Below are 11965 nucleotides of genomic sequence, written 5' to 3'. Positions count from 1 at the left end.
GAGCTACATGCTCGCCGCGCGGGCGCGGGGACTCGGGACGGCGTGGACCACGCTGCACCTGGCGCACGAGCGGGAGGTCGCCGAGCTCCTGGGGATCCCCGCCGACGTCCGTCAGGGCGCGCTGATCCCCACGGCGTACTACACGGGCGAGACGTTCCGGCCGGCCCCGCGCCAGCCGCTCGAGGAGGTCTGGCACCTCGACGGGTGGTGAGTCAGGACCGGTCCTTCGCCGACTCCACGGGCAGCAGCACCGCGCCGAGCAGGAAGCACACGGCGCCGAGGAACGTGCCGAGGTTCACGAGCGCCAGGTTGGCCAGCTCCCCGGTCGAGCGCAGGTAGCGGGCGGCGATCGCGGAGACGCCGAACGCGATCGACCCGACCATGTTCAGCGCGGAGATCCGCCACCCGATCGACCGGTCCGAGCGGGGCAGGATCCCCCGGTTGACCTCGGAGTAGGCCAGCCAGCTGGCGACGAGGAAGCAGATCGAGCCGAACACGTCGGGCGCCCAGACCAGCCGCTTGGCCTGCTCGGTCGTCAGGTCGCTCTGGATGGCGGCGAAGGTGCTGATGTTGAAGAACACGGTGCCGACCAGCTGGACGAGCACGGCCCAGAAGTCGATCCGCCGCGGCTTCCACCCCACCAGGGACGCCAGCGGCCTCGGCCGCGTCGACTCCGCCAGGACCCCTCCGGGCGCCCGCAGCACCTCGTGGAACTGCAGGTACCCGGCGCTGGTGAAGAAGATCGAGCCGACGAAGAAGGTGCCCGCGACGATCCCGGGGTCGACGGTGTCGAAGTACGCCGGCACGGACCCGAGGGCGAAGCAGACCGAGCCGATCGCGAAGAGCGAGCCGATCCGCCAGCTCATCGCGCTGGCCCGGCCGCCCTCCGCGCGGACCCCGGCCAGCCGAAGGCCGAGGCCCTTGCGGTGCCGCCGCGACGTCCACTCGACCTCGGTGCCGTCCGGGCGCGCGAGGACGGCGTGCGTGACAAAGCCGGCCGGCCCGCGGGTGCCCAGGACGCGCCAGCCCGCGGGCAGGTCCGGGACGGTCGAGGTCACTGCCCCAGGCCGGTGCGCGCCTTGCTCTTCGCCGCGGCATGACCGGGTGACGTCCACAGGTCGGGCTTGGCCCTCGGCCGCTGCACGGGCTGCTCGGCGACGAGCGCGTCCCACGCCGCGTGCAGGTCTCGCAGGAGCTGCTCGATCATCAGCCGGCTCAGGTCCAGACGGACGACGACGCGCATGAGGTGCACGTCCTCGGCGTCGGGCGGCAGGCTGTACGCCGGCACGATCCAGCCGTCCTCCCGTAGCCGCGCGGACAGGTGGTAGACGTCGAACCCCGGGTCCCCCTTGATCGTGAACGTCACCACCGGCTCGGCCAGCCCCTGGTTGAGGATCTCGAACTTGCCGCTGGCCTCGAGGCTCTCGTTGAGGAACCTCGCGTTCGCCAGCATGGTCTGGACGATCGACGTGTACCCGCTGCGCCCTAGCCGCAGGAAGTTGTACATCTGGGCCTGGATCATGGCCGAGCCGCGGGAGAAGTTGAACGTGTAGGTGGGCTGCGCGCCGCCCAGGTAGTTCACGCTGAACACCAGGTCCTCGGGCAGCCTCGAGGCGTCGCGGAAGATCAGCCACCCGACGCCCGGATAGACCAGCCCGTACTTGTGCCCGGAGACGTTGATCGACGCCACCTGCTCGAGCCGGAAGTCCCACAGCAGGTCCGGCTCGCTGAACGGGGCGATGAACGCGCCGCTGGCGCCGTCGACGTGCAGCGGGATGTCCCAGCCCTTCTCGGCCTTGATCCGCACCAGCAGGTCGTTGATCTCCTCGATCGGGTCCGCCTCACCGATGTGGGTGGTGCCCAGCACGGCCCCCACGGCGATCGTGTTCTCGTCGATGTGCGCCTCGACGTCGTCGGCGCTCAGCACGAACCGGTCCCGCCTCATCGGGATCTTGCGCATCTCGACGTCGAAGTAGTTGGCGAACTTGTCCCACACGACGTGCGTCTCCGCGCCGAAGACCACGTTCGGCCGGTCGGTGGGCAGTCCCGCGGCCCGCCGGCGGTCGCGCCAGGCCCGCTTGTGGGCGAGCAGGCCGAGCATGATCGCCTCCGACGAGCCGATCGTCGCGACRCCCACCACCTGGGTCGAGTCCGGCGCGTTGAACAGGTCGCCCAGCATGTGCACGCAGGCTTCCTCGATCAGCGACGCCGCCGGGTACTCCTCGTGGTCGATGTGGTTCTTGCGGATGGTGTCGTGGATGAGCCGCTCGGCCTGCGGCTCCATCCAGGTGGTCACGAACGACGCGAGGTTCAGCGTCTCGCGCCCGTCGAGCATGAGCCCCGTGTGCAGGAGCTCGTAGGCCTCGTCGGGCTCGAGCCCGTGCTCCGGGAACGTGCCGCGGTCGATGTGCTCCCGGAAGCTGGGCCGCCCATGGATCGGGCCGTAGGGGTCGGGCGTCTCGCTCACTGTGCTCCTCCAGTTCATCCGTCCGGAGCTGTGGCTGACTGCCGTCCCCGGCGGGCACCTGCGTGATCGAACCTATCCTCGCCCGGGCCGATCTGTCCGGTTTGTCTTGAGACCCATCCGCGCCGGGCCGCGCTCCGAACCTCACCGGTCAGGCCGCCCCCGCACGGGGACGGCCACGAGACCCAGGAGGTCCTCCGTCATGAAGGCACGCACGCGCTTCGCACTGGCCGCACCCGCACTCGGGTTGGCGACGATGATCGCCCTGGCCGGACCCGCCTCGGCCGCCGACGGATCGGCGCAGGGCACGCTCGCCCCGGTCGCGCTCAACGGTGTCCAGGGCGGCGGGACGGCGATGGCCACCGTCTCCGGCACCACGCTCACCGTCGACCTCGCCGCCTACGGCCTGCTCCCGGACAACCCGCACGCGGCGCACATCCACTTCGGCGCCGACGCGCGCCACGAGTGCCCGGCCGCGAGCGACGACAAGAACGGCGACGTCGGCCACCTCAACACGACGGACGGCGGCCCGGCGTACGGCGACATCGTCGTGTCGCTGACCAAGACCGGCGACACCTCCCCCGCGTCCGGCCTCGCGGTCGACCGGTTCGACACCGCGCCCGGCGGCAAGCTCAACTACGAGCGCGGCTCCATCACGATCGCCCCCGAGGTCGCGGACGCCATCGTCTCCGGCAAGTCGGTCGTCGTGATCCACGGCGTCGACTACAACAACGACGGGAAGTACGACGGGGACACGAAGTCCGACCTGGACCCGTCGCTGCCCACCGAGGCCACTGACCCGGCCCTGTGCGCGGTCCTGGCGTCCTCGCAGATGTCGACCATGCCCGCCGGCGGCGCGCAGACCGGCAGCGGCTCCACGGCCGGCGTCCAGGACGCCGGGCTGCTCGCGGCCGGTGGCATCGCGCTGCTGGCCGGGACCGGTCTGCTGGTCCGCCGTCGCACCGCGTCGGCGACGGCGACGCGCTGATGGCCGACGACGCCCGGTCGGACGGCCCGGGGCCGACGGCCGGGCGTCGTCCTGCGCGCTGGTGGGCGGCGATCGCCGGGGCGGTCCTCGTCCTCGGCGGCGGCGCCGCGCTCGCCGTGGGGCTGCGCGCGCAGCAGCTGGACCCTCCCCAGCCTGTGGCCGTCGCCACGGCGCGCCCGACTCCGGCAGCGAAGGTCCCGGCACCAGTGCCGACGACGGCGCAGCCCGAGCAGCCCCTCCCCGTGCAGGTGAGCATCCCGTCGCTCGGGATCGCGTCCGACCTGCTGACCGTCGGCGTCCAGGCCGACGGCACGCTCGAGGTCCCGCAACCCGGCCCGGACTACGACAAGGCGGCCTGGTTCGACGGCTCTCCGCGCCCGGGTGCGGTCGGCCCCGCGGTCATCGAGGGCCACGTCGACGGCGTGCACGGCCCGTCGGTGTTCCACGAGCTCGGACGGCTGGCCGCCGGGGCGCAGGTTCTCGTCACGCGCGCCGACGGCACGACTGCGACGTTCGTCGTCGACAGCGTGCGCGCGTTCCCGAAGGACGACTTCCCGACGCTCGAGGTCTACGGCAACACCACCGGTCCGGAGCTGCGGCTCCTGACGTGCGGAGGGCGGTTCGACCGGAGCACCGGGCACTACACCGACAACACCGTGGTCTTCGCCCACCTCAGCGCCTGAGGCACGGCCCGGTTACGGTCGACGGGTGGACTGGTACGGCCAGACGTTCGTGCAGACCGGACGCTCGCCGGCACTCTGGGCACTGGTCGGGTTCCTGGTGACGTTCGCGCTGGTGCGGACGATCACCCGCCGGATCCACGCCCGCCAGGCGGCGCAGGCCGCGGCACCGGGACCGGTCAAGGACGTCTACATCGGCGGCGTGCACGTGCACCACCAGGTCTGGGGCATCCTGCTCGTCCTGGTGAGCGGCCTGCTCGTGTTCCGGTTCACGCCCGCCTCGCCGTGGATCGACCTCCTGGCCCTGGGCTTCGGCGCCGGCGCGGCCCTGACGCTCGACGAGTTCGCGCTCTGGTTCCACCTCGACGACGTGTACTGGTCGACGGACGGCCGGAAGTYGATCGACGCGATCCTGGTCGGCGCCGCGCTGGGCGGCGCCATCCTGCTCGGGGTCTCGCCCGTCGGCCAGACGCGCACCGAGGGCACGCCGGGATGGATCTACACCGCCGTCGTCCTGTCGCACATGGCCGCCGCCGCCTTCTGCATCCTCAAGGGCAAGCTCTCCACCGGCATCCTCGGCATCGTGGTGCCGCTGATCGCCTGGGTCGGCGCGATCCGGCTGGCCAAGCCGGGGTCGTGGTGGGCGCGTCGCCGGTACCGCGACAAGAAGCTGGCGCGCGCCGAGCACCGGTTCGACGCCGACTACACGGCGCGGCACAACCGCTGGCGCGACCTGCTCGGGGGCACCCCCGTCGAGGGTCCCGCGGGGTCCCCCGGGGCCGACGGGTAGAATCGACCGATCCCCGCGCGCCCGGCTCTCGTGCTCCCCTGCCCGTCGGCCATTTCTCTGACGACCAGCTAGGACATCCGCACGATGACTGCCCCCACGCTCACCAGCCCGCAGACCACCGACGGCGTCGACCCCGCCGAGCTCGAGGTCTTCCTCCGCGTCGCCGAGCAGATCAGCGTGCTCCCCTCGGACCACCCCCACCTCGCGCTGGCCCGCCGCGCGACGTCCGCGCTGTTCAAGGCCGCGAAGAAGCAGCGTCGCGCGGAGAAGCGCGACGCCATCAGCACCGCGGACCGCGCCGTCATCCACGCCACGGCCACGGGCAGCCCCGGCCGCATCGACGACGAGACGCAGGGCATCCCGCTGGTGTCCACTGTCCAGGGCGCCAGCGCCGGGACGCTGCTGAAGGCCCGGCCCTGCTACATCTGCAAGGAGCCGTACGTCGACGTCGACGCGTTCTACCACCAGCTGTGCCCGGCGTGCGCGGCCCTCAACCACGCGAAGCGGGACGCGCGCACCGACCTGACGGGCAAGCGCGCGCTGCTCACCGGCGGGCGGGCGAAGATCGGCATGTACATCGCCCTGCGCCTGCTGCGGGACGGCGCGACGACGACGATCACCACGCGGTTCCCGCGCGACGCCGCGCGCCGGTTCGCCGCGATGCCGGACAGCGCCGACTGGCTGGACCGCCTGAGCATCGTCGGCATCGACCTGCGCGACCCCGCCCAGGTGGTCGCGCTCGCCGACACCGTCGCCGCGCAGGGTCCCCTCGACATCCTCATCAACAACGCCGCGCAGACGGTCCGGCGCTCCCCCGGTGCCTACACGCACCTCGCGGACGCCGAGCTCGAGCCCCTGCCCGACCGCCCGCTGCCGCAGATCACCACGTTCGGCCGCACCAGCAGCGCCCACCCCGTCGCGCTCGCCGGGTCGGTCACGGAGCTGACCAGCATCGCGGCCGGCCCGGGGGTCGACGCCCTCGCGCTCAGCGCCGAGCACGCCTCGCTCGAGCGGCTCGTCGCAGGCACCGCGATCGACGCCGGCGGCCTCGTGCCCGACACGGCGGAGACCAACAGCTGGGTGCACACCGTGGACCAGGTCGACCCGATGGAGCTGCTCGAGGTGCAGCTGTGCAACCAGACGGCGCCGTTCATCCTGGTCAGCCGCCTGCGGGGCGCCATGCGGGCGACCGCGGCCGGCCGCGCGTACGTCGTCAACGTCTCCGCGATGGAGGGGGTGTTCTCCCGCGGCTACAAGGGCCCGGGCCACCCGCACACCAACATGGCGAAGGCCGCGCTGAACATGCTCACGCGCACCAGCGCCACGGAGCTGGCGACCGACGGCATCCTCATGACCAGCGTCGACACCGGCTGGATCACCGACGAGCGGCCGCACCCGACCAAGGTGCGGCTGGCGGAGGAGGGCTTCCACGCCCCGCTCGACCTGGTCGACGGCGYGGCCCGCGTGTACGACCCGATCGTGCGCGGCGAGGCCGGCGAGGACCTGTTCGGCTGCTTCCTCAAGGACTACGTGCGCTCCGCCTGGTGACCCGATTTGTCATCCTTGTCGAGGCGTGATCAGCGCGCGCATCATCGAGTCGGGGGTCGGCGTCGACGATGACGCCGCTCCCCCACCAGGGGGCGCGACATGGGCACGTCGGTGTGGATGTTCAGCGGGACCAGCACGATCCGGTACGACCGCGGGGACGACGCCGCGGGTGCGGGGGCGGTGGCCGCGGACGAGTGGCACGGCTTCGCCGAGGCGGGCTTCGCGGACGGCGTCGACGCGGCCGTGAACTGGCAGAACGGGCGGATCTACTTCTTCCGCGGCGACCAGTACCTGCGGTACGACCTGGAGCCCGACCGGGTGGCCGACGGCTACCCGCGCCCGATCGCCGCCAACTGGCCGGGCCTCGCCGAGGCGGGCTTCGCGTCCGTCGACGCCGCCATGAACTGGGGCAACGGCAAGGCCTACTTCTTCCGCGGCGACCAGTACGTGCGGTACAGCCTGACCGAGGACAAGGTCGACGGCGGCTACCCGCTGCCCATCGCGGGCAACTGGCCCGGGGTGGCCGAGGCGGGCTTCGACGGGGTCGACTCCGCGATCGCGTGGGGCAACGGCAAGGCGTACTTCTTCCGTGGCGAGCAGTACGTGCGGTACGACCTCACGGACAAGAAGGTGGACGACGGCTACCCGCTGCCGATCGCCGGGCAGTGGCCGGGGCTGGCGGAGGCGGGGTTCGTCGGCCCGCTGAAGGCCGTCGTCGACACCTGCTCCGTCGGCGAGGTCTGGCTCCCCACCGCCGAGAAGCGGCCCGCCACCGTCGCGGGACCGGCCTACGTCCCGATGCCCTGGCGCGGGGTCCTGCACACGACCGAGGGAGGCACGATCGCCGGAGCCCTGGCCACCCTCGACGAGAAGAAGTTCTGGCCCACGCTGACCATCGAGCCGCTGACCGGCAGGATCGTCCAGCACTACTCCCTGGCCACCGGGGCGCGGTCGCTCGGCGGCGCCAGCCCGACCCTGGTCAAGAACGCGGCCCGCTGCGTGCAGATCGAGATCGTCGGCAAGGCCGCGGAGACCCCGGGGTGGGCGCCGGCGCAGCTGGACTTCATCCGCGGCGTGCTGCGCTCGATCGAGGCGCTCGTGCCGATCCCGCGGCGGTCGGGCCGGGACTTCCTCGACCTCGCGGGCATCAACCGAACGCCGGCCAACCGCATGACGGTCGACGAGTGGAACCGGTTCTCCGGCTGGTGCGGGCACCAGCACGTTCCCGCCGAGACTCACTGGGACCCCGGCGCCCTGGACATCGCGACCCTGCTCGCCTAGCAGCCCGACGGGCGCGCGGCCCGGTTCTCCACCACGATGAGCGCGTGCATCGCGACCTCACCGCCCACCTCGCCCTCGACGTCACCTCTCCCGCGACCCTGGCCTTCGAGCTCGCCGTCTMCTCGCAGATCGCCGTCCGGGAGTCGCTGCGCATCACGCTCGACGGCTCGCCGGTCGAGGCCACAGAGGTACCGGACCACCACGGGACCCGCCTGCACGTCGTCAAGGCGGAGGTCGGGCGTCTCGTCCTCGACTACTCGGCGTCGGTCGACGGGCGGGCCGCCCCCGTGGCCTCCGAGGAATCCGACCTGCTGCGCTACCTCCGCCCGAGCCGGTACTGCGAGTCCGACACGCTGGGGCCGACCGCGTATGCCGAGTTCGCGGGCCTGCACGGGTACGACCTGCTCGCCGCCGTGAGCTCCTGGGTGGGCTCGCGGCTGTCGTACGTGCCCGGGTCCAGCCTGCCCACGGACGGCGCGGTGCAGACGTTGTTGGCCCGCGAGGGCGTCTGCCGGGACTACGCCCACCTCGTCATCGCCCTGCTGCGCGCGCTCGACGTCCCCGCCCGGCTGGTCTCCGTGTACGCGCCGGGGCTCTACCCGATGGACTTCCACGCGGTCGCCGAGGCCAACATCGACGGGCAGTGGTACGTCGTGGACGCCACGACGCTCGCGCCGCGCACCAGCCTGGTCCGCATCGCGACCGGGCGCGACGCCTCCGACACCGCCTTCCTCAACGTCCACCACGGCTACGCCGACCTCGCCGAGCTCGAGGTCACCGCCGTCGTCGACGTCCTGCCGAACGACGACGTGCGGGACCTGGTCACGCTCGGCTGAGCCGGCCGCTGCTAGCCTCCGCAACGTGACGGAAGAGGACGAGGCGGGCACGGACCCGCGGCCCCGCAGATCGTTCTTCGCCCGCCGGTTCGGCGAGGACGACTTCGGCATCGTGCTCAGCCTGCTGGTCACCGTCTACGTGCTCTACGCGCTGAGCTCGGCGCTCTGGGTGCAGCTCACGGTCATGGTGCTCTACCTGTTCACCCTCGGCCTCGCCGTACGAACCTCCCGTCCGATGCCCGCCCAGAAGCGGTTCGTCCGCATCGTGCTGGTCGCCTCCGCGGTGATCGCCCTGGCCGCGCTCGCCTTCCTCCCGCGCAACGTGTCCGACGGCGTGCTCGACGCGGTGGTCTGCGTGATCCTCATGACGACGCTCGTGGTCATCCTCGACCGGGTCGTGCGGCGCTCGGCGGTCACGGTGCAGTCGCTGGCCGGGGCGCTGAGCGCCTACCTGATCATCGGCATGTTCTTCGCCAGCCTGTTCGGCGTGATGGCCGCGATCGACAGCGACCCGTTCTTCGAGTCGGGCGCGGCCGCCAACCAGCGCTCGTTCCAGTACTTCAGCTACACGACGCTGACCACGCTCGGCTACGGCGACTACACGGCGGCCGCGTTCCCCGGACGCAGCATCGCGACGTTCGAGGCGATGGTCGGCCAGGTCTTCCTGGCCGTCCTCGTCGCCCGGCTCGTGGCCTCGTTCCGCGGTCGGTCCGAGGCGATCATGCCCGAGCGCCACGACGAATGACGTGACCGGTGCCGGGCGTCCGCTCAGGCCGTGATGCCGCTCGTCGACGCGACGACGTCACCGATCTTGCGCGACAGCGCCTCGTAGAACATCGACAGCGGGAACTCGTCGTCCAGCACCGCGTCGGTGAACCCCTTCGGCGGGCCGTCCAGCGGCAGGTCGCCGCGCGCCCACGCGGAGGCCGGGTGCGGCGTCACCGTGCCGGACACCAGCGCGTAGGCGGCAAGCCAGTGCGCGGTCTTGGGGCGGTCGATCGAGCGCCAGTACAGCTGCTCGATCTGCTCGGCGAGCGCGATCACCGCGTCGGGCACCTGCGGCCAGTCGATGGTCAGCCGCGAGTCCGTCCAGTGCAGCACGTGGTGCTGGTGCAACCAGGCGAACAGCAGCTGGCCGCCGAGCCCGTCGTAGTTGCGCACGCGCGTGCCSGTCACGGGGAACCGGAASAGSCGGTCGAACAGGATSGCGTACTGCACGTAACGKGCGTGCGGGACGCCSTCGGYCTCSAGCCGSACSGCCGCGCGGAACGCGGTGAGGTCGCAGCGCAGCTCCTCGAGCGAGTACAGGAAGTACGGCATGCGCTGCTTGATCATGAAGGGGTCGAACGGCAGGTCGCCGCGCATGTGCGTGCGGTCGTGGACCAGGTCCCACAGGACGAACGTCTCCTCGGCCAGATGCTGGTCGGTCAGCAGCCGGGCGGCGTCGGGCGGCAGGGCCAGGCGCGTGGTCTCGGCGGCGGCCTGCACGACACGGCGGAACCGAGCGGCCTCGCGGTCGGCGAAGATCGCGCCCCACGTGAACGTCGGCACCTCGCGCACCGCCACGGTCTCGGGGAACAGCACCGCGGAGTTCGTGTCGTAGCCGGGCGTGAAGTCGAGGAAGGTCACCGGCACGAACAGCGCGTTGCTGAACTGCTCGGCCTCGAGCCGCGCGACCAGGTCCGGCCAGCGGACCTGCAGCAGCACGGCCTCGACCCGGCGGTCGGTGCTGCCGTTCTGCGTGTACATCGGGAACAGGACGAGGTGCGGGAGCCCGTCGACGCGCTGCTGCTCGGGGTGGAACGCGACCAACGAGTCGAGGAAGTCGGGCACCTCGAACCCGGCGTCGGCCCAGCGCGTGAGGTCCTTGCCGACGGCGGTGAGGTAGTCCTCGTCGTGCGGCAGCGACGGCGTGAGCTCGTGCAGCGACAGCCCGATCGCGTGCACCAGCTCGCGCGCCCGCTCGTGCTGCTCGGTGTCCGGGACCGAGCCGTCGCGGACCTGCATCTGCTGCAGCTCGGTCACGTCCCGCTTGAGCCGAGCCCATGCCGGGTGCGCGACGAGGTCCGAGCGGCCGGCGGTCCGGGCGTCGACGAGGTTCGGGCGCGCGGCCCAGATCAGCGCGTTGAGCAGCACCTCCGCGGATCCGGTGACGTCGACGCCGAGCGCCAGGACGGCTCCCTGGGAGTCGCGCTGCCCGGCCGCGACCACCGGACCGAGGGCCTGGCTCCCGGTCGAGATCCGCAGCAGCGGCGAACCGGGGGCATCGAGGGTCGCCCGCACCGGCAGCACCGGGTCCGTGGTCCACGCGAGGAGGTCGTCCCCGGTGAGGTCCGCCGGCACGAGAGCCGTCGGCTCCCCTGCGGGGGCCCCGTGGATCACGATGCCGCGAGCGGCCAGCAGCTCGGTCGTCGCGGCGTGCTCGGACCCGGTGACGAGGACGACGACGCCGGCACCTCCGACGGGGGCCGTCCCGGGGAGCACGAGCACGACGTCCGGATCGTCGTCCGGGCCCACGAACGTCAGGCCGTGGCCCTCGAGGTGGGTGCGGTGCGAGGCCGGGAGATCACCGGTCGCGTGGACGGTCGGGAACAGGCTCATGTGTCATCTCACCATTCGGACGGCAGCGTTACTGCACGGTACGTTCCGCGCGCAGTCCGGTCAACGGTCGTCGCTCCCCCGGCCGCGCCCGGCGACGACCAGACGCGGTCAGTCGCCGCGACGCCCGACCAGCAGGTGGTGCGGGTGCACCCGTCCCGCGTCCAGGCGCCGCAGCTCGACCACGAGGCCCAGGTCCGTCAGCCAGCCACCCATCCGGCGCGGGTCGACGAAGTCGAACGAGGAGCCCTCCGTGATCCGCAGGATCTTGACGGACACGGTCTCCTGGAACGTGTTCCAACGGACCTTCCAGCGCGGCTCGGTGCCCATCTCCTTGACGACCACGCGCCCGCCCGGCGCCAGCTGGGCCACCGCCTCCGTGAGCAGGCGCCGCTGCTGGTCCGCGCCGAGCAGGTACAGGACGTCGACGAACACCACGGCATCCCAGGGGCCCGCGGGGACGGCCCCGTCGGGGGCGCGCCGGAGCTCCAGCCGCTCGACGTCGCGCGCGGCCACGGCGCCGGCCGCGATCTTGTCGCCGTCGATGTCGACGCCGAGCACCTCCCGCTCCGGGTCGAGCAGGGCGGCGTAGGCGCTGAACAGCCCGTGACCGCAGCCGATCTCGAGCACCCGGCCGGCCGGTGGCAGGGCGGCCGCGACGGCGGGGAACGGCGCCGTGAACCACCGGACGGTCACGTGCGCGCGGACGCCGAGGGACGCCGACCGGTACAGGGCGAGCGCCCGGCGGCCGGCCGCGTCGGGCCGCCGGCCGGTCACGCC

Annotated in this window: 12 protein-coding genes; 8 read left to right on the top strand and 4 right to left on the bottom strand. The window is 72.3% G+C overall.

Annotation, left to right across the window (positions count from 1 at the left end):
* Nucleotides 1-211: nitroreductase family protein (locus tag ACXJKG_RS14005; protein ID WP_456846357.1), on the top strand; the 211-nt coding region annotated here is incomplete at its 5' end.
* Nucleotide 212: 1 nt separating this feature from the next.
* On the opposite strand, the gene ACXJKG_RS14000 is transcribed toward ACXJKG_RS14005, so the two are convergent.
* Both ACXJKG_RS14000 and ACXJKG_RS13995 read right to left on the bottom strand, forming a co-directional pair.
* The gene (locus ACXJKG_RS14000) at nt 213-1058 is read right to left on the bottom strand and encodes a hypothetical protein (RefSeq protein WP_456846356.1); all 846 of its coding nucleotides are present in this window, start codon (nt 1056-1058) and stop codon (nt 213-215) included.
* Nucleotides 1055-2467, bottom strand: coding sequence for a glutamate decarboxylase (locus ACXJKG_RS13995; RefSeq protein ID WP_456846355.1), 1413 nt, complete (start codon nt 2465-2467; stop codon nt 1055-1057). Before ACXJKG_RS13995 ends, ACXJKG_RS14000 begins: the two co-directional genes overlap by 4 nt.
* 199 nt (nt 2468-2666) lie before the next feature.
* Here ACXJKG_RS13995 and ACXJKG_RS13990 point away from each other — a divergent pair, with 199 nt between their 5' ends.
* From ACXJKG_RS13990 to ACXJKG_RS13960, 7 genes are all read left to right on the top strand, one after another.
* Entirely contained in the window at nt 2667-3452 is a 786-nt protein-coding gene (locus tag ACXJKG_RS13990) for a hypothetical protein (RefSeq protein ID WP_456846354.1), read from the top strand.
* Nucleotides 3452-4135 (top strand): class F sortase, encoded by a 684-nt coding sequence (locus ACXJKG_RS13985; RefSeq protein ID WP_456846353.1) that lies wholly within the window; start codon nt 3452-3454, stop codon nt 4133-4135. The genes ACXJKG_RS13990 and ACXJKG_RS13985 overlap by 1 nt, the downstream gene beginning before the upstream one ends.
* A 25-nt stretch (nt 4136-4160) precedes the next feature.
* Nucleotides 4161-4922, top strand: a complete 762-nt coding sequence (locus tag ACXJKG_RS13980) for a hypothetical protein (RefSeq protein ID WP_456846352.1) — start codon at nt 4161-4163, stop codon at nt 4920-4922.
* An 84-nt stretch (nt 4923-5006) separates the two neighbouring features.
* Nucleotides 5007-6470, top strand: coding sequence for an SDR family NAD(P)-dependent oxidoreductase (locus ACXJKG_RS13975; RefSeq protein WP_456846351.1), 1464 nt, complete (start codon nt 5007-5009; stop codon nt 6468-6470).
* A 99-nt stretch (nt 6471-6569) separates the two neighbouring features.
* Nucleotides 6570-7751, top strand: a complete 1182-nt coding sequence (locus ACXJKG_RS13970) for a hemopexin repeat-containing protein (RefSeq protein WP_456846350.1) — start codon at nt 6570-6572, stop codon at nt 7749-7751.
* A gap of 44 nt (nt 7752-7795) precedes the next feature.
* Nucleotides 7796-8587, top strand: coding sequence for a transglutaminase-like domain-containing protein (locus ACXJKG_RS13965; protein WP_456846349.1), 792 nt, complete (start codon nt 7796-7798; stop codon nt 8585-8587).
* A 25-nt stretch (nt 8588-8612) separates the two neighbouring features.
* The gene (locus ACXJKG_RS13960; RefSeq protein WP_456846348.1) at nt 8613-9332 is read left to right on the top strand and encodes an ion channel; all 720 of its coding nucleotides are present in this window, start codon (nt 8613-8615) and stop codon (nt 9330-9332) included.
* A 23-nt stretch (nt 9333-9355) separates the two neighbouring features.
* Here ACXJKG_RS13960 and ACXJKG_RS13955 read toward each other — a convergent pair whose 3' ends face one another.
* Both ACXJKG_RS13955 and ACXJKG_RS13950 read right to left on the bottom strand, forming a co-directional pair.
* Nucleotides 9356-10708 (bottom strand): DUF6421 family protein, encoded by a 1353-nt coding sequence (locus ACXJKG_RS13955; protein WP_456846358.1) that lies wholly within the window; start codon nt 10706-10708, stop codon nt 9356-9358.
* 588 nt (nt 10709-11296) lie between these two features.
* On the bottom strand, nt 11297-11965 hold a 669-nt coding region (locus ACXJKG_RS13950), incomplete at its 5' end, for a class I SAM-dependent methyltransferase (protein ID WP_456846347.1).

This window comes from Cellulomonas sp. P5_C6, from assembly GCF_054049635.1.
The sequence above is the reverse complement of the archived record's forward strand: the minus strand, read 5'-3'. Positions and strand labels throughout refer to the sequence as shown.